Consider the following 16,258-nt stretch of genomic DNA (forward strand, 5'->3'; position numbering starts at 1 on the left):
CCGAACCGTCATTACCAACGCCCCGCCTGTACACCTTTAGAACACCGACCAACCAATCCGCTGACTCAACAACTCCAGTGCCGCCATGCCTGCCAGCGAGTTGCCGGCCGCATTCAATTCAGGCGACCACACGCACACCGTAAACTGCCCCGGAACCACCGCGACAATCCCGCCGCCGACGCCGCTCTTGCCCGGCAGGCCGACGCGGTAAGCGAAGTTGCCGGCCTCGTCGTAGAGCCCGCTGGTGGCCATGATCGAGTTGACTTGCTGGGTCTGGCGGGCGGTGAGGATTTGTTCACCGCTGTGTTTGCAGAAGCCGTCGTTGGCCAGGAAGCAGAAGGCGCGCGCCAGATCGATGCAACTCATGCGCAGGGCGCAGTGGCTGAAATAGCTGCGCAGCACCGCTTCGACGTCGTTATGGAAGTTGCCGAAGGATTGCATCAGATACGCCATGGCGGCGTTGCGTGCGCGGTGCTGGTATTCGGATTCGGCGACTTTGCCGTCCACCATTACTTTCGGGTTGCCGGACAGGCGCCGGACAAAATCGCGCATCGACAGAGCCGGCGCGGCAAAGCGCGACTGGTTGATGTCGCAGATCACCAGCGCCCCGGCGTTGATGAACGGATTGCGCGGGCGGCCGCGTTCGAATTCCAGCTGCACCAACGAGTTGAACGGCTGGCCGGACGGCTCGTGGCCCAGGCGTTCCCAGATCGCTTCGCCGGAGTGGTCGATGGCCTGCACCAGGCTGAACACCTTGGAAATACTCTGTACCGAGAACAGCGTCTCCGCGTCGCCGGCGCAATACAACTCGCCGTCATTGCCATACACGGCGATGCCCAACTGGTTGGCCGGCACGGTGCCGAGTGCGGGAATGTAGTCAGCCACCTTGCCCTGGCCGATCAGGGGACGAACTGCGTCAAGGATCTCGTTCAACAGCGCTTGCATGCCGGGTTCCGAAGTCTCGCCCCATGGGTTTGCGGGGACACAGTCGCTAGACGCCGCTGGTCCGGGACGGATCACAGTTTTGTAGAGGAATGTATCTGGCGCCCGCCCTGATACATGAAGAGGCTTTCAGGACATATCGCCAACACACCGCGCTGAAACACTTGGGTTGTCTGCTGACCCTGGTCGGCCCTTGTTCCGGAGCGTTGTCATGAATACTTCAATTCCTCGTTATCACGGCTGGTCGCTGTTCGGCCTGTTGTCCTTGCTGGTGCTGCTGATGACCGGCCTGATCCTGGTGCTCAACCCCTATCTGGTGGAAGCCACCCGCAGCGCCATCCGCGCCACGGCCCGGACTTCGTTTGCACTGTTTCTCGCGGCGTTCCTGGCGTCGGCCTTCGCGGTGCTGGTGCCCTCGCCGTTCACTAAATCCCTGGTGCGTGAGCGCCGGTTTATCGGTTTGGCGTTTGCCTTTTCGCATCTGGTGCATGCGGTGCTGATCTATAGCTATGGGCAGTTGAATCCCGAGTTCTGGCCGGGGCGTACTACGGTGGGGAACATCCCCGGCTCGGTGGGATATCTGTTCATTTTGCTGATGGCGCTGACTTCGTTCAAAACCACCACGCGGCTGATCGGCGCCAAAGCCTGGAAAGCCCTGCACGTGACCGGCATGTGGGTGATTGCGGCGGTGTTTACCTATTCCAACTTCAAGCGGATCCCGATGAGTGCGTGGTATGTGCTGCCGTTCGGGATGATGTGCGCGGCGATTGCGGTGCGGTTGGTGGGTAAGTGGGCGGTGAAGAACAAGCGTAGTCAGCGGGTTGCGTATTCCTGAATCCACCCAAATCCCCTGTGGGAGCGAGCCTGCTCGCGAAAGCGGACTGTCAGTTACATCAACTTCGACTGACAGGTCCCCTTCGCGAGCAGGCTCGCTCCCACAGTTGTTTTGTGGTGCCTGAAATATGTGAGTTCGGCTATGTATCGGAGTGTGTACAGCCCTGCCCCAGACACACCAACGCTTCAAAACCCTACCCCCGCGACACACCGCAGATACACCTGCTTGATCAAATGACCCGGTCGATTGGCCCAGCCGATCAAAGTCCTCAACGGAGATCAAGCCCATGAACACTTCACTTTCTTCGGCCGTCAAAGGCCTGCACCTGAACCTCGACCGTGCTGGCAGCTGGATCGCGCCGTTGACCCTGCGCATTTTCCTGGCCTGGGAGTTTTTCGAGTCGGGCCTGGAGAAATGGAACGGCGAGAACTGGTTCGCCGATATCCAGGATGCCTTTCCGTTTCCGTTCAACCACGTACCCGCCACGCTGAACTGGGAACTGTCGATGTGGGCCGAGCTGATCTGCGCCCTCGCCTTGCTGGTCGGCCTCGGCACACGGATCTCGACAGTCGTTCTGATCGTGGTCACCGTGGTCGCTACCGCGGCTGTTCACTGGCCGGCCGATTGGTCTACATTGAGTGAACTCGCGCAAGGCTACGCCATCAGTAACAAAGGACACGGCAACTTCAAACTGCCGCTGATCTACCTCGCCGCCCTGATGCCGCTGTTGCTCTCCGGCGCAGGCAAGCTCAGTCTGGATGCCTTGCTGGCTCGATTCTTCTGGCGTCGTCACAACCACTGAAACGTCAGTGTCTCGAAAACGTCCCACACTCTCTAAAACGGAGCGATCGTCATGAGCCTCACACTCTATGGTTTTGACGGCAGCAGTTATGTACGCACGGTGAAGATGCTACTGGAGGAAAAAGGCGCGGATTTCGATCAGGTGCAGGTCAACGTCATCAAGGGCGAGCCGCACCTGCCGGAACACCTGGCACGCCACCCATTCGGCAAGGTGCCGGTGATCGATCACGACGGTTTCCGAATCATCGAAACCGCGGCGATCATGGCCTATCTGGATGAAGTCCTGCCCGGCCCGTCGCTGACCCCGGACAACGCCCACGACCGTGCGCGCACGCACATGGCCATGGGGATTTATGATTCCTATGGCTATGGTTCGCTGGTCTCGGTGTTCGGTTATCACCTGTTTCCAGACTTTATTGGCGGCAAGAATGAAGACTCACGACGCAAAGGCATTGAAAACTCCAAGCGCGTTTTGCGTGAACTGATGAAAATAAAAGGCGATGATCCGTATATCGCCGGCCTCGCCCCCAGCTTCGGTGACTTCTACCTGGCTCCGGGCTGCGCCTACATCGCCATGACGCCGGATGCAGGGCAAGTATTTGCCGTTGACGGTTTCGCCGAGTGGTGGAAACGTCTGCAGGCCTTGCCCAGTTTCCAGGCCACCGCACCGTAATAAACTCAACCCTCACTGAAGACAGGAGCCACCATGAGCGTGACCACCCAATGGATCGAGATCGACAGCCCCGAAGGTAAATTCGGCGCTTACCTGGCGATTCCCCATACCCAGAAGGGTCCGGGGATTGTGTTGATCCAGGAGATCTTCGGCGTCAACGAACACATCCGCTCGGTCGCCGAGCAATACGCCGCCGACGGTTACCTGGTGATCGCACCGGACCTGTTCTGGCGCAGCGGTCCGCGCATCGAATTGACCTACGACGAGGCCGGCTGGAAAAAAGCCGTCGAGTTGATGAACGCCACCGACGTGACGAAGGCCCAGGCCGACATCAAACTGGCCATCGATGCCCTGCAAGCCCAACCGGGCCTGGATGGCGGCATCGCATCGATCGGTTACTGCTTCGGCGGCTTGCTGTCGTATCACACCGCCGCCAACGGTTTCGTGGACGTGGCCATCGCCTATTACGGCGGCGGTATCCAGAACCAACTCGACCGCGCCGATGAAATCGAAGTGCCGTTGCTGATGCACTTCGGTGAAGCGGACAGCCACATTCCACTGGAAGCCGTGGAGAAAATCGCCGAGCGTTTCGACAACAACGACAACGTGGAAATCGTGGTGTACCCGGAAGCCGAGCATGGTTTCAACTGCTCCCACCGCGACAGCTACAACCAGCGCGCCTCGGTTGAAGCCCATGGCAATACCCTGATTTTCCTGGGCATGGAACTCTAAAGCCCAACGCAAAACCCTTGTAGGAGCGAGGCTTGCCCGCGAAGGCGATGTATCAGTTGATATCTATGTCGCCTGACACACCGTCTTCGCGAGCAGGCTCGCTCCCACAGGTTGTAGTCCTTAGTTGATCATCGGAATCACACTTCTTCCACTTGTTGAGGTTGCACACCGCGCTCATGCACATGCGCGGTCGGCGTGCGGTCGATCAGCAGGCTCAGCAGTTCCGGACGGCTGTAGTGACCGCGTGAATCCATCATGCGTTTGCGCTTGTCGATCAGGAACATATCCAGATCGACGATCACTTCCCCCTCGCCTTCCTGCAACGAACCCAGTACCACGCCATCCGGGCTGATGATCGCGGTGAAGCAACCACCCGAGATAGGGCCGATCGGGCAACCGGTGTCGGCCATGATTTGTGCCTGCTGTTCCGGGTCCAGCCACGCCGTGGAGTTGACCACGAAGCAGGCCGATTCGAGGGCGTGCTGGCGAATGTTGACTTCCATTTGCGAGGTGAACAACGGGCCGGCAAACGAGCCGGGGTACATCGAGGCGTGGATCTGTTCGCCGTCGGCCATCAACGCATAGCGGGCCAGCGGGTTGTAATGTTCCCAGCACGCCAGTTGGCCGATGCGCCCCACGGCACTGTCGGTGGCCCGCAGGCCGGAGCCGTCGCCCATGCCCCAGACCATGCGTTCGTGATAAGTCGGGGAAATCTTGCGGCGGTGCTGGATCAGCGTGCCGTCGGCGTCGAACAACAACTGCGCGTTGTACAGCGTGCCGCCGTCACGTTCGTTGACGCCGATGGACACGACCATATTGGCCTGCTTCGCTGCGGCACCGATGGCCTCGGTTGCAGCGGAAGGCACCGTTACGGCCTGGTCGAGCAATTTGTAATGCTCGGCGCCCATTTCAAACGGTGACTGCACGAAGGAAAAGTACGGGTAGTACGGCACGATGGTTTCCGGGAACACGGCGAACTGCACGCCCTGTTCACCGAGTTCGAGAATCTTCTGCACGACTTTATTGACGGTGCCTTCACGGCTGTAAAGGACCGGACTGATCTGCACGGCGGCGGCTTTGACGATGGACATGGCGGCGATCTCATTGAGGGAGTGGGCTTCAACGAGATCCAGATTACGGCAATCATATTTTGTCTCAAATGCCGAATACACCACCTTTTAGGACATCAGCCGCGATTGGCTCGCTGGATCACTTGGGGCGGTTGCCCGAACGCGCGAATAAACGCCCGGCGCATGCGTTCGCGATCACCGAAACCAGTGTCGGTGGCCACCACGTCGATGGAATGCCGCCCGGTTTCCATCATCAGCCGCGCCGCTTCCACCCGCAGGTTTTCCACGGCTTTGGCCGGTGATTGACCGGTTTCGGCATGGAACACGCGACTGAACTGACGCGGGCTGAGATTGGCCGCGCTGGCCAGTTCTTCGACCGACAGCGCGGACTTGAGGTTGTGCTTGGCGTAGGTCAGCGCGGCCTGGATGCGGTCGGTGCGGGGCTCAAGTTCGAGCATCACGGAAAACTGCGATTGGCCACCCGCACGCCGGTGATACACCACCAGTTGCCGGGCGACCCGCCGCGCGACTTCGGCACCGAGATCCTTTTCCACCAGGGCCAGCGCCAGATCGACACACGCGCTCATGCCCGCCGCGGTCCAGACGTTGCCATCGTTGATGAAGATGCGGTCCTCTTCGACGATCACCTTTGGATAAGCCTGCTGCAAGGCGCGAGCGTGGCACCAGTGCGTGGTCGCGCGCCGACCATCGAGCAAACCGGCTTCGGCCAAGGCGATGGCGCCGGTACAGATCGAGCCCAGACGCCGGGTGGTCTGGCTGGCATGGCGCAAGAACGCGACCATACCCGGCGATACGGGTCGGACGAGGTTGTCACCCATCACCAGCAAAGTGTCGAAGGTGCGCTGGTCGAACGCCGTGGTTTCCACGCCGAACCCGGCCGATGTCTGCACCGTGCCGCCCTGCTCCGAAAGCAATGCAATGCTGTAGACCGGCTCATCCGCGACGCTGTTGGCCATCTCGAAGGTGGCGCACATGGCCAGGCCCAACACCTGGAAACCGGGGTAAACGATGAGTCCGAGGGTGTGCATCTGTCATGACCTTAAAAGTGGCCTGATGGATTTTCAGGCCAACCTGTTTGCACTGTACGCCCACCGCCAACCTGAAGAAAATTTCATTTTCTCCGGGACCAATCTTTTCCCGATACAGCGTCCAATTCATCAGCAGCATCCACTTTCAGGATGCCGGCCTCGAGGAGTTGTCATGAACGTTGTGCGCCCCCTGATCAAGTTGCGGCATGTCTTGCTCGTCCCTCTGGCGCTGGCCGCGCTGGCGAGCACGCCGGTGTTTGCTCAGCCCGAGATCATCATCCGCGAGGCGCCACCGCCCGTGCGCATGGAGCAAGAGCCCATAGCACGTCCCGGTTATGCCTGGGACAACGGCCACTGGCGCTGGGACGGTCGCGGTTATGTGTGGGCGCCCGGTCACTGGCAGCGGATGCACCACGGCGGGCGCTGGATGCCAGGGCACTGGGAGGCGCGCGGGCCGAACTGGTACTGGATCGAAGGGCGCTGGGTGCGTTGAGTCCTGAACGCTGGATCTACCGGCTCGCCATCCGGGCGCCGGTTCGTATCAATCAAGGAATCAAATAATGTCCCGACTATTCAAGACCACAGTGATTGCCGGCCTCATGGCGATCACCCTGTCAGGCTGCGTCATCGAGCCTGCACGTCCACACCGACCGCCACCGAGGGTTGAAATGGTCCCGGTGATGCCCGCGCCGGGTTATCACTGGGTGGCCGGGCAGTATCGTTGGGCTCATAACGAGTGGGTTTGGGTGCCGGGGCATTGGAAAGGATATTGAGTTTGAGTAGAGGCTGATGGCCCCTTCGCGAGCAAGCCCGCTCCCACAGGGAATCTGTGTCGATCACAAATCCCCTTGTGGGAGCGAGCCTGCTCGCGAAGGCGACCTGACAATCAACGCCGAAATTGCATACCGACTGCTCAGTCATCACTTCGATCGTCAAAATCACAATCGTCAACTAAATAAGTCCGTTCGCTTTTTCTACACTCGTCTCAAGCCTGTCACGCTTATTCTGTTGGTTGTTTGGGGCATCGAGTCGCGATACTCTAAACATCATTGTACGCTGCGCACAAAACAGTAGCCAATTCGCAAATATAACAAGGATACTCGCCAGCTATGAAAAAACCAGTTATTGACGAGATGTTTGATTTAATAATCAGAGGTGAATATGACAAACTAGAGAATATCTCAAGACCAGAGGATGCGATCCACATTAGATCTGTAATTTCAACTAATAATATCGGAGGAGCTGGACTTGCAATCAACCTGAAAGATATTACAGATCGGGCACCATGGATAACACCTCTCTTCCTCGGCCCTCGACTTTATTTAAACTCCGCCTCCACAACAGTACAAAATTCAATGACAGGTGGAAAATCCAACGTACTAATCGACTGGTCATTTTCTTTCGACTCCAATGTAGCGGAAAAAGTCAGAGCATATGTAAACCATGAAAACATTAACGAAACAGATCGCAATTGCGTAATAACACTACTAAAACTCAAGAAAGAGTATGCACTTCAAACAGATCTTATCCCCTTCCTATTTGAAAACCTTAGGCTTGCGAGAACCAACAAGAATAATGAACGCCCTCTAAACACGATAGTCGCCTTTAAAAAGCTGGATTATCTGGACTGGAACGCTTTTGAGAAAGATCCGCTGAAACCAATCTTCCAGTGCGATGAAGACCGTCTAATTGAAGAAGCCAGAAAGACCCATGACGACTTGATAAATGAGAAGGAACTCCGAAATCGGGAATACAAAGCGTTATTTACGCAAGTAATTCTTTTTGAACTGGCAATCATCTGGCTGAAAGGCTCCGCTAGCCCTGAAGCAACATTCAGAACACTAATCGATTTTTGCGTACTACAACTAAAAAAAATGCCAAAGTACGAACTTATGTTTGCATGGTCATTTCTTAGCAACCCTAACAAAATACGTTTCTTTGGACCACTGAACGGTATAGCCAAAGATCTTCCCAAAGCCCTTCGAGGAATGGCATGGGACATAAGCCATATGCGAACACTGGAGACAATGTCCACAGCATCAAACCACGGATCCTTCTTCATTCCTTTTTTTGTATCGTTCGATGATAAGTTTTCAGAAATACTAAAACAAAATCAAATTCAAATCCTGCTAATGGACGACAGACTGAAGAGAATGCACAGTGCAGGAACTGGAGAACAGGCATTTCAAATAAAACTCAATTCCTGTATATCCCCGCAAGTAGCAAATGAAATGACCATATCGAAGTCGGAAGCCAGAAGAGCCTATAACCTTTCAGCCGATGAACTGGAACGTATACTTTGCATTCAGGAAAAAATTCTTGTGGAGATTGCCAGCAACGCCAGACTCGCCAGAAGCAATAAACACCGCCCGGACCAACAGGAAGATCTTTAAATAATTAAATGAATATGCCTCTCTTCCATTCAGGGGAAAACCATTGGATGTGGGTTCAGTGGCATTGGAGGGGTTACTGATGCCGGATCGTAAAGGGTGGCCGGGCAGTATCGTTGGTCTCATAACGAGTGGGTGTGGGTGCCGGGGCATTGGAAAGGATATTGAGTTTGAGTGGAGGCTGATAGCCCCTTCGCGAGCAAGCCCGCTCCCACAGGAGATTTGTGAACGACACAGATCCAATGTGGGAGCGGGCTTGCTCGCGAAGGCGGCCTGACAGTCAGCGCAAATCCTCAAACTGCCGACCCATCATTTCTCTCGATCATACAAATCACAAAAGCGAATTTTTCATTTCCCTCCGACCTGTTCACCATGGCACCACCTAAAACAGATCGGACGAACTCCTCATGAATTTCAATCTGGCGATTGCCTGCGTCATCGTAGTGTCCTTTGCCATTGCACTGGGTCACGCCTGACCGCGCTATTTCGCGTCGCCGTCATGGGGTTTGTAGAACGTGAACAGGCCAATCTGGGCAGTCTTGATGTACTCATGCGCCCAGTCCGGTTTCACCGTCCGGTCATGGAAATACATCGCGCCGTGGGTGCGATCCGGTAGTTGTTTGTTCAACGCCTTGCGCGCGATTTCCTTGGCGATCGCGTAAGGCGCTTCCTCCTGAGCCGTGTCCGGCTTGCCGTCACACCACCACGAAAACTGGCAGGCATGCCTCTCCGAGCCCTGCTTGACGATCCCGCACACCGTGTCCGGAAAGCCCTCGTGGCCGAGGCGATTCATCACCACGTTGGCGACGGCTTCCATGTCGGCAGAGTCCTTGCCTTTGGCTTCCCAATAAATGCTGCGGGCCATGCAGGTGATGGCTTCGTCCAGCGGCGCAGTGCCAGCCGGGTCGACCGCCTGGACTTCGGATTGGGTGATGGTCTCGGCCTTTTTCGGCGTCGGGGCAGTGCTGCCTTTATCGGCGGCTTTTTCTTCCAGGACTTGAGCCTTGTCCACTGCCACTTCCTTTTTTTGTTCCTGGTCGTCTGCCATGCCCTGGCCGGCGAACAGGGTGAGTGCGAGGCAGGTTGCAATCAACGGGAAGCGCATGATGAGCAGGCTCTTTAGGGCGTCGGCAGGCGACTTCGCTTCATTGTAGTCCGCAAATCACTGGATAAAACCGCGAACAAACAGCAAAAAGCCATTGCCCTGAACGGGACGAAATCGCGCATCATGGGCGCAGTCCGTTCAAGGGGGATTTTCATGCGCGTCCTATCATCCGTTTTGCGTGTTGCGGCGTTGTCGTCGGGCCTGGTGTTCGCCACCACGGCCCTGGCCACCGACGAGACGCAACTGGTTCAGTCGATCAACACCTACCGCAGCCAGGTGCAACGTTGCGGTGGTCAGGCATCACCGGAGTTGCCGCCGCTGGCGACCGATCCACGCCTGGTGCTGTCCGCCACTCAGAATGTCGACCTGCAACAGGCGATGGCGCGGGCGGGTTATCCGATGGTCAATGTGCAGGCGATCACCCTGTCCGGCCCGCGTGATGCTCAGTCGGCGATGCAGGCCGTGCAGGAAAGCTTTTGTCAGGTGGTGCTGAACCCGCAATTCATTGATGTCGGTGTCAGCCGTGAGGGCCGCGAGTGGCGCATCGTGCTCGCGCGTCCGCTGTTGAGCGGGCGTTTGGGCGACGCGCAGGCCGAAGGGCAAAAACTTCTGGAACTGCTCAACGCCGCCCGCACCCAACCGCGCCAGTGCGGCGGCCAACCGTTTGCCGCCACCACGCCGCTGGCCTGGAATGCCACGTTGGGCGCCGCCGCCGAAGCCCACAGCCGGGACATGGCCAACAACAATTACTTCGACCACAAGGACCGCTCGGGCGGCACGCCGGGTGACCGCGCGGAACTGGGCGGCTACATCGCCCAGCAGATCGGCGAAAATATCGCCGCCGGGCAAGACACCACGCGCAAAGTCGTGGATGGCTGGCTCAACAGTCCGGGGCACTGCGCCAACTTGATGAACCCACAGTTCCGCGAACTCGGCGCGGCGTACGCGGTGGACCCGAAGAGCGACGCAGGGATTTACTGGACGGCGATGTTCGGCACCCAGTAAACACTCTCCCCCGTAGGAGCTGCCGAAGGCTGCGATCTTTTGATCTTGCTCTTCGGCCGCTTCTGGATCGACAGGATCAACGTCAAAAGATCGCAGCCTTCGGCAGCTCCTACAGGGGTCGAGTACATCCGCATAGGACAAGGCATGTGCAGCTTGTCACTACCGATGCCTTGATTCATGAACCCCACGCATAACTCTATACCCAAATAACGCAAAAACGTTTCGCCCCCGCGCATGTCACTCTTTGATGAGTATCGCCAGGGCGCAGGGCTTCTGCTGCGCGAAAGAAAACACTGCACAGGAATCGAACCAATGGATGACCTTCACCGGAAGACGATTTCCCGACGCACCTTTCTGATTGTCGGCGCGGTGACCGCGACCGCCATCGCGCTGCCGCCCTTCATCTGCGCCCAGGCATCCGCTGCCAACCTCGCCCGACCGGTGCAAGCCAAGGTGTCCATCCAGGTCAACGGCGAAGCCCACACCATGGACCTCGACACCCGCACCACTCTGCTCGATGCCTTGCGCGAACACTTGCACCTGAGCGGCACCAAGAAAGGCTGCGACCATGGCCAGTGCGGTGCGTGCACGGTGATTGCCGATGGCCGACGGATCAACTCCTGCCTGACGTTGGCGGTAATGCACGAAGGCTCCTCGATCACCACCATCGAGGGTCTCGGCAATCCTGAAAAACTGCACCCCATGCAAGCCGCGTTCATCAAGCACGACGGCTATCAATGCGGGTATTGCACACCGGGGCAGATCTGCTCCGCCGTGGCCGTGCTCGAGGAAATCCGCCAAGGTATTCCCAGTCACGTCAGCGCCAGCCTGACTGAACCACCCCGGTTGATCGCCCGTGAATTGCAAGAACGCATGAGCGGCAATATCTGCCGCTGCGGTGCGTACTCCAACATCATCGAGGCGATCACCGACGTCGCGGAGGCCAGCGCATGAGACCTTTCACCTACTCCCGCGCCAAATCCCCGGCCGAGGCTGCTGCGTTGGCGGCGCAAATCGATGGCTCACGGTTTATCGCCGGCGGTACCAACCTGCTGGACCTGATGAAGCTGGACATCGAGACGCCGGCCCACCTGATCGATGTCAACGGTTTGGCCCTGGACCAGATCCAGGCCACGGATCAGGGCGGCCTGAGAATCGGCGCGCTGGTCCGTAATACCGACCTCGCCGCCGACCCACGGATCAGAAAGGATTACGCCGTGCTGTCCCGCGCCCTCCTTGCCGGCGCATCCGGCCAGTTGCGCAATGTCGCGACCACCGCCGGCAACCTGCTGCAACGCACACGTTGTCCTTATTTCTACGACACCAACCAGGCCTGCAATAAACGCCAGCCGGGCAGTGGCTGCGCGGCCATTGGCGGGATCAATCGCTCGCTCGGGATCATCGGCGTAAGCGATGCCTGCATCGCCACGCATCCCAGCGACATGGCGGTGGCCATGCGCGTCCTCGATGCGCAGGTCGAGACGGTGCGCCCCGACGGCACCACCCGCCTGATTCCAATCGCCGACTTGCATCGACTGCCGGGTAATACGCCCAACATCGAAACCACCCTGGGCGCGCACGAGTTGATCACCGCCGTCACGCTGCCGGCGCCCCTCGGCGGCACGCACATTTACCAGAAGGTCCGCGACCGCGCGTCCTATGCCTTCGCCCTGATCTCGGTGGCGGCGGTAATTCAAAACGACGGCTCCGGGCGCGTTGCCCTGGGCGGCGTGGCGCACAAGCCGTGGCGTGTCGAGGCCGCCGAATCGGCGATGTCCCAAGGAGCGAAAGCCGTCACCGCACAGTTGCTCGCCGACGCGACGCCCACCGATCAAAACGCATTCAAGCTGACGCTGGCCGAGCGCACGCTCGCCTCGGTAATGACGCAAGCGAGGGACCACGCATGAAATTCGAGACCCCGGCCGGCACCAACCCAATCGATCAGATGAAAGTGGTCGGCAAGCCCACGAGTCGTATCGAGGGCCATCTGAAAACCACCGGGCGCGCCCCGTACGCCTACGAACACCACGACGCAGTGACGAACCCGGCCTATGGATTTGTGGTCGGCGCGGCCATCGCCAAGGGCCGCATTACCTCGATGAACCTTGAAGCGGCGAAGTCAGCGCCGGGGGTGATCGCGATTGTCACCGCCGCCAACGCGGGCAAGCTCGGCAAAGGCAAATACAACACCGCGAAGCTGCTCGCCGGACCCGAGATCGAGCACTATCACCAGGCCGTCGCGCTGGTGGTGGCTGAAACCTTCGAACAGGCGCGGTCTGCTGGTCAGTTGCTCGACATCACCTATGCTCGCGTCGACGGAGCGTTTGATCTCGCCAGTCTGCGGGATTCCGGCGTCGTGCCCAAAGAGATGCCGGACGTCAGCCACGGCGATTTCGCCAGTGCATTCGCCGCCGCGCCGGTGCAACTGGACGCGACCTACACCACCCCCGACCAGGCTCACGCGATGATGGAGCCCTTCGCCTCGATGGCCACCTGGAGCGGCGATCAACTGACGGTGTGGACCTCCAATCAAATGATCGACTGGGCCGCCAGCGACGTGGCCACCACCCTGGGCATCCCGAAGAAAAACCTGCGGCTGATCTCGCCTTACATTGGCGGCGGCTTCGGCGGCAAACTGTTTGTCAGGGCCGACGCGGTGCTGGCCGCCCTCGGCTCGCGCATGGCCGGCAGGCCGGTGAAAGTCGCGTTGACCCGGCCGATGATGTTCAACAACTCCACGCATCGTCCGGCGACCATTCAACGGATTCGCATCGGCACCAGCAGCGACGGCAAGATCAGCGCCATCGCTCACGAAGGCTGCTCCGGCGACTTGCCCGGCGGCAAAGTCGAACGGGCCGCGCAACCGAGCAAACTGTTGTACGCCGGGGCCAACCGCTTGATCTCGATGCGCCTCGCCACCCTTGATTTGCCGGAGGGCAATGCGATGCGCGCGCCGGGTGAAACCCCGGGGTTGATGGCGCTGGAAATCGCCATGGACGAGATGGCCGAGAAGCTCAACCTCGACCCCATCGAATTCCGCATCCTCAACGACACCCAAGTCGACCCGACCAATCCCGAGCGCCGTTACTCGCAACGGCAGCTGTCCGAATGCCTGCGCACCGGGGCCGAGCGCTTTGGCTGGAACCAGCGTCACCCGCAGCCCGGCACGCAACGGGACGGCCGCTGGCTGATCGGCATGGGCATCGGCGTGGCGTTTCGCAATAACAACCTGGTGAAGTCCGGGGCGCGGGTTCGGCTCGATGACAAAGGCATCGTGACCGTGGAAACCGACATGACCGATATCGGCACCGGCAGCTACACAATCATCGCCCAGACCGCAGCGGAAATGATGGGCGTGACGCTGGATAGCGTGGTGGTACGCCTGGGGGATTCGAGCTTTCCGGTGTCGTCCGGTTCTGGCGGCCAGTTCGGTGCCAACTGCTCGACGGCGGGCGTGTACGCGGCCTGCGTCAAACTGCGCGAAGCGGTCGCGCAAAAGTTGGGCGTGAGTGCCGAACAAGCTGTGTTCACCGACGGCCAAGTGCGCGCCGGCGATAAAAGCTTGCCACTGCGCGATGCGGCCAAGGCTGGAGAACTGGTCGCCGAGGACTCGATCGAGTTTGGCGACCTGGCCAAGCAGTTCCAGCAATCGACCTTCGGCGCGCACTTTGTCGAAGTCGCGGTGGACAGCGCCACCGGGGAAATCCGCGTGCGCCGCATGTTGGCCGTGTGCGCGGCCGGACGGATCCTCAACCCGACCTCGGCACGCAGCCAGGTGATCGGTGCGATGACCATGGGCGTGGGCGCGGCGTTGATGGAAGAACTGGCGGTGGACAAGCGCCAGGGCTTTTTCGTCAATCATGACCTCGCCGGGTACGAGGTGCCGGTGCACGCCGACATCCCGCATCAAGAGGTGATTTTCCTGGAGGAAACCGACCCCTATTCATCGCCGATGAAGGCCAAAGGGGTCGGGGAATTGGGCTTGTGCGGCGTCAGTGCAGCCATCGCCAACGCGGTCTACAACGCCACCGGCGCGCGGGTTCGGGAGTACCCGATCACGCTGGACAAGATTCTGGATAAATTGCCAGCGATGATCTGAGCCGATTACTGAGCGGCGGGATATTGCCCGTCGCTGACCTGCTCCATCCACTCCACCACGTTGCCATCCTGTACTTCGGCAATCGCGATGTGGGTCATGGCGGTGGTCGCCGTGGCGCCATGCCAATGTTTGACGTGCGGTGGAATCCACACGGTGTCGCCGGGTTTGATCTGTTGCACGGGTTTGTCCTGCTCCTGCACCCAGCCCATGCCCGCGGTGACGATCAATGTCTGCCCCAGTGGATGCGTATGCCAGGCTGTGCGCGCGCCGGGTTCGAACGTGACCGTGGCGCCACTGACCCGCGCCGCCTCGGTGCCTTTGAACGGGGCATCGACTCGCACGGTGCCCGTGAAATAATCAGCCGGGCCTTTGGCGGAGGGTTGGGAGCCGTTCGGGGTGACAGTCAGCATCGGATTCTCCTGAGCCTTGAAAAGTGCGTCCAATTTATCAGCTGCGTATTCCCCGGATTAGCCGCTACAATTCGAAAAGACTTATGAGGGAGACTCATGGATGCTGCGGGAAAACGCCAATGACCTGCTCGCCTTTCTGGCGGTTGCCAGAGAACGCAGTTTCACCAAGGCTGCGGCCAAACTGGGGGTTTCCCAATCGGCGCTGAGCCATACGATTCGTGGCCTGGAAGCGCGATTGGGCTTGCGTCTGCTGACCCGCACCACCCGCAGCGTTTCGCCGACCGAAGCCGGCCAGCGCCTGATGGAAACCATCGGCCCGCATTTCGAAGAAATCGAGATCGAGTTGGCGGCGTTGAGCGACCTGCGCGACACACCGGCCGGCAATATCCGCATCAACGCGATGGACCACGCGCTGGAACATATCCTGTGGCCGGTGTTGAAACCGTTCCTGGCGAAGTACCCGGACATCTCGGTCGAGGTGTGCTGCGATTACAGTTTTGTCGACATCGCCGCCCAGGGTTTCGATGCCGGCGTGCGTCTGGGTGAAGATGTGGCCCAAGGCATGATCGCCACCCGCATCGGGCCGGACATGCGCATGGCGGTGGTGGGTTCACCGGCCTACTTTGCCGAACGCTCGATACCCAGGACTCCGCGCGACCTGACGGAGCAGCAATGCAATAACCTGCGCCTGCCCACCAATGGCGGCCTGTACGTCTGGGAGTTTAAGAAGGCTGAGGAACGCCTGAATGTGCGAGTGTCCGGGCAGGTGACGTTCAATGGTGTTTATCAACTGCTGAACGCGGCACTGGATGGATTCGGCTTGAGCTACATCCCCGAAGACCTGGTCGCACCGCACCTCGCGGCCGGGCGGTTGGTGCAAGTGCTTGAGGATTGGTGCGCGCCGTTTGCCGGTTTTCACCTCTATTACCCGAGCCGTCGCCAGGCTTCGCCAGCGTTTGCGCTGTTATTGGATGCGTTGCGCTACAAGGGCTGAATCCCCCGATCTGCGCCCGCAACACATCTCCTGTGGCGAGGGCGCTTGCTCCCGCTCGGCTGCGAAGCAGTCGCAGAACCTACTTGCACGATATGACTGAAGTAAGCCGGGGGCCGCTTCGCGCCCCAGCGGGAGCAGGGTTTGTCCCTTGCC

The 16,258-nt window shown here is 59.2% G+C and carries 18 protein-coding genes; 13 read left to right on the plus strand and 5 right to left on the minus strand.

Annotation, left to right across the window (positions count from 1 at the left end; all coding sequences use genetic code 11):
• Positions 1-36 precede the first annotated feature (36 nt).
• On the minus strand, positions 37-945 hold the full coding sequence (gene glsB, locus LOY68_RS18820; RefSeq protein ID WP_265039046.1) for a glutaminase B: 909 nt from the start codon (positions 943-945) through the stop codon (positions 37-39).
• A 208-nt stretch (positions 946-1,153) separates the two neighbouring features.
• Between glsB and LOY68_RS18825 the strand changes: the two genes are divergently transcribed.
• The 4 genes from LOY68_RS18825 to LOY68_RS18840 all read left to right on the plus strand — a co-directional run bounded on the left by LOY68_RS18825 (position 1,154) and on the right by LOY68_RS18840 (position 3,983).
• Positions 1,154-1,777 (plus strand): ferric reductase-like transmembrane domain-containing protein, encoded by a 624-nt coding sequence (locus LOY68_RS18825; protein WP_265039047.1) that lies wholly within the window; start codon positions 1,154-1,156, stop codon positions 1,775-1,777.
• A 286-nt stretch (positions 1,778-2,063) separates the two neighbouring features.
• Complete coding sequence (locus LOY68_RS18830) at positions 2,064-2,579, plus strand: DoxX family protein (protein WP_265039049.1); 516 nt, start codon at positions 2,064-2,066, stop codon at positions 2,577-2,579.
• Positions 2,580-2,630: 51 nt separating this feature from the next.
• Positions 2,631-3,251 carry a glutathione S-transferase family protein gene (locus tag LOY68_RS18835; RefSeq protein WP_054050387.1) on the plus strand — a complete coding sequence of 207 codons (621 nt, stop codon included), beginning with the start codon at positions 2,631-2,633 and terminating at the stop codon, positions 3,249-3,251.
• 33 nt (positions 3,252-3,284) lie between these two features.
• Positions 3,285-3,983, plus strand: coding sequence for a dienelactone hydrolase family protein (locus LOY68_RS18840; protein ID WP_265039051.1), 699 nt, complete (start codon positions 3,285-3,287; stop codon positions 3,981-3,983).
• 137 nt (positions 3,984-4,120) lie between these two features.
• On the opposite strand, the gene LOY68_RS18845 is transcribed toward LOY68_RS18840, so the two are convergent.
• Positions 4,121-5,074, minus strand: a complete 954-nt coding sequence (locus LOY68_RS18845) for a nitrilase-related carbon-nitrogen hydrolase (RefSeq protein WP_265039053.1) — start codon at positions 5,072-5,074, stop codon at positions 4,121-4,123.
• Positions 5,075-5,169: 95 nt separating this feature from the next.
• Complete coding sequence (locus LOY68_RS18850) at positions 5,170-6,102, minus strand: GlxA family transcriptional regulator (protein ID WP_265039055.1); 933 nt, start codon at positions 6,100-6,102, stop codon at positions 5,170-5,172.
• 172 nt (positions 6,103-6,274) lie between these two features.
• On the opposite strand from LOY68_RS18850, the gene LOY68_RS18855 reads away from it, so the two are divergent.
• The 4 genes from LOY68_RS18855 (at position 6,275) to LOY68_RS32320 (ending at position 8,660) form a co-directional block, all read left to right on the plus strand.
• Positions 6,275-6,595, plus strand: coding sequence for a YXWGXW repeat-containing protein (locus LOY68_RS18855; RefSeq protein WP_265039056.1), 321 nt, complete (start codon positions 6,275-6,277; stop codon positions 6,593-6,595).
• Positions 6,596-6,662: 67 nt separating this feature from the next.
• Complete coding sequence (locus LOY68_RS18860; RefSeq protein ID WP_163914307.1) at positions 6,663-6,875, plus strand: YXWGXW repeat-containing protein; 213 nt, start codon at positions 6,663-6,665, stop codon at positions 6,873-6,875.
• Between the two features lie 336 nt (positions 6,876-7,211).
• A complete protein-coding gene (locus tag LOY68_RS18865; protein ID WP_265039059.1) occupies positions 7,212-8,495 on the plus strand; it encodes a hypothetical protein in 1,284 nt (427 codons plus the stop codon).
• A 96-nt stretch (positions 8,496-8,591) separates the two neighbouring features.
• The gene (locus LOY68_RS32320) at positions 8,592-8,660 is read left to right on the plus strand and encodes a hypothetical protein (RefSeq protein WP_413787200.1); all 69 of its coding nucleotides are present in this window, start codon (positions 8,592-8,594) and stop codon (positions 8,658-8,660) included.
• A gap of 313 nt (positions 8,661-8,973) precedes the next feature.
• Here LOY68_RS32320 and LOY68_RS18870 read toward each other — a convergent pair whose 3' ends face one another.
• On the minus strand, positions 8,974-9,597 hold the full coding sequence (locus tag LOY68_RS18870; protein WP_265039061.1) for a cell wall hydrolase: 624 nt from the start codon (positions 9,595-9,597) through the stop codon (positions 8,974-8,976).
• Positions 9,598-9,750: 153 nt separating this feature from the next.
• Between LOY68_RS18870 and LOY68_RS18875 the strand changes: the two genes are divergently transcribed.
• From LOY68_RS18875 to paoC, 4 genes are all read left to right on the plus strand, one after another.
• On the plus strand, positions 9,751-10,602 hold the full coding sequence (locus LOY68_RS18875; RefSeq protein ID WP_054050399.1) for a CAP domain-containing protein: 852 nt from the start codon (positions 9,751-9,753) through the stop codon (positions 10,600-10,602).
• A 312-nt stretch (positions 10,603-10,914) separates the two neighbouring features.
• Positions 10,915-11,556, plus strand: coding sequence for an aldehyde dehydrogenase iron-sulfur subunit PaoA (paoA, locus tag LOY68_RS18880; RefSeq protein WP_265039062.1), 642 nt, complete (start codon positions 10,915-10,917; stop codon positions 11,554-11,556).
• The gene (locus tag LOY68_RS18885; RefSeq protein WP_265039063.1) at positions 11,553-12,509 is read left to right on the plus strand and encodes an FAD binding domain-containing protein; all 957 of its coding nucleotides are present in this window, start codon (positions 11,553-11,555) and stop codon (positions 12,507-12,509) included. The genes paoA and LOY68_RS18885 overlap by 4 nt, the downstream gene beginning before the upstream one ends.
• Positions 12,506-14,701: an aldehyde oxidoreductase molybdenum-binding subunit PaoC gene (paoC, locus tag LOY68_RS18890; protein ID WP_265039065.1), complete on the plus strand. Its 2,196-nt coding sequence runs from the start codon at positions 12,506-12,508 to the stop codon at positions 14,699-14,701. Before LOY68_RS18885 ends, paoC begins: the two co-directional genes overlap by 4 nt.
• A 5-nt stretch (positions 14,702-14,706) precedes the next feature.
• Here paoC and LOY68_RS18895 read toward each other — a convergent pair whose 3' ends face one another.
• Positions 14,707-15,111 (minus strand): cupin domain-containing protein, encoded by a 405-nt coding sequence (locus LOY68_RS18895; RefSeq protein WP_265039067.1) that lies wholly within the window; start codon positions 15,109-15,111, stop codon positions 14,707-14,709.
• 100 nt (positions 15,112-15,211) lie between these two features.
• Here LOY68_RS18895 and LOY68_RS18900 point away from each other — a divergent pair, with 100 nt between their 5' ends.
• Positions 15,212-16,105 carry a LysR family transcriptional regulator gene (locus LOY68_RS18900; protein ID WP_265039069.1) on the plus strand — a complete coding sequence of 298 codons (894 nt, stop codon included), beginning with the start codon at positions 15,212-15,214 and terminating at the stop codon, positions 16,103-16,105.
• Positions 16,106-16,258 lie beyond the last annotated feature (153 nt).

Origin of the sequence: Pseudomonas sp. B21-053 (genome assembly GCF_026016365.1) — a bacterium.
Lineage (GTDB): Bacteria > Pseudomonadota > Gammaproteobacteria > Pseudomonadales > Pseudomonadaceae > Aquipseudomonas > Aquipseudomonas nunensis.

What these genes read in the sequence shown, in the direction of transcription:
- glsB (WP_265039046.1), bottom strand. Translation starts at nt 945, where the DNA reads ATGCAAGCGCTGTTGAACGAGATCCTTGACGCAGTTCGTCCCCTGATC.
- LOY68_RS18825 (WP_265039047.1), top strand. Translation starts at nt 1,154, where the DNA reads ATGAATACTTCAATTCCTCGTTATCACGGCTGGTCGCTGTTCGGCCTG.
- LOY68_RS18830 (WP_265039049.1), top strand. Translation starts at nt 2,064, where the DNA reads ATGAACACTTCACTTTCTTCGGCCGTCAAAGGCCTGCACCTGAACCTC.
- LOY68_RS18835 (WP_054050387.1), top strand. Translation starts at nt 2,631, where the DNA reads ATGAGCCTCACACTCTATGGTTTTGACGGCAGCAGTTATGTACGCACG.
- LOY68_RS18840 (WP_265039051.1), top strand. Translation starts at nt 3,285, where the DNA reads ATGAGCGTGACCACCCAATGGATCGAGATCGACAGCCCCGAAGGTAAA.
- LOY68_RS18845 (WP_265039053.1), bottom strand. Translation starts at nt 5,074, where the DNA reads ATGTCCATCGTCAAAGCCGCCGCCGTGCAGATCAGTCCGGTCCTTTAC.
- LOY68_RS18850 (WP_265039055.1), bottom strand. Translation starts at nt 6,102, where the DNA reads ATGCACACCCTCGGACTCATCGTTTACCCCGGTTTCCAGGTGTTGGGC.
- LOY68_RS18855 (WP_265039056.1), top strand. Translation starts at nt 6,275, where the DNA reads ATGAACGTTGTGCGCCCCCTGATCAAGTTGCGGCATGTCTTGCTCGTC.
- LOY68_RS18860 (WP_163914307.1), top strand. Translation starts at nt 6,663, where the DNA reads ATGTCCCGACTATTCAAGACCACAGTGATTGCCGGCCTCATGGCGATC.
- LOY68_RS18865 (WP_265039059.1), top strand. Translation starts at nt 7,212, where the DNA reads ATGAAAAAACCAGTTATTGACGAGATGTTTGATTTAATAATCAGAGGT.
- LOY68_RS18870 (WP_265039061.1), bottom strand. Translation starts at nt 9,597, where the DNA reads ATGCGCTTCCCGTTGATTGCAACCTGCCTCGCACTCACCCTGTTCGCC.
- LOY68_RS18875 (WP_054050399.1), top strand. Translation starts at nt 9,751, where the DNA reads ATGCGCGTCCTATCATCCGTTTTGCGTGTTGCGGCGTTGTCGTCGGGC.
- paoA (WP_265039062.1), top strand. Translation starts at nt 10,915, where the DNA reads ATGGATGACCTTCACCGGAAGACGATTTCCCGACGCACCTTTCTGATT.
- LOY68_RS18885 (WP_265039063.1), top strand. Translation starts at nt 11,553, where the DNA reads ATGAGACCTTTCACCTACTCCCGCGCCAAATCCCCGGCCGAGGCTGCT.
- paoC (WP_265039065.1), top strand. Translation starts at nt 12,506, where the DNA reads ATGAAATTCGAGACCCCGGCCGGCACCAACCCAATCGATCAGATGAAA.
- LOY68_RS18895 (WP_265039067.1), bottom strand. Translation starts at nt 15,111, where the DNA reads ATGCTGACTGTCACCCCGAACGGCTCCCAACCCTCCGCCAAAGGCCCG.
- LOY68_RS18900 (WP_265039069.1), top strand. Translation starts at nt 15,212, where the DNA reads ATGCTGCGGGAAAACGCCAATGACCTGCTCGCCTTTCTGGCGGTTGCC.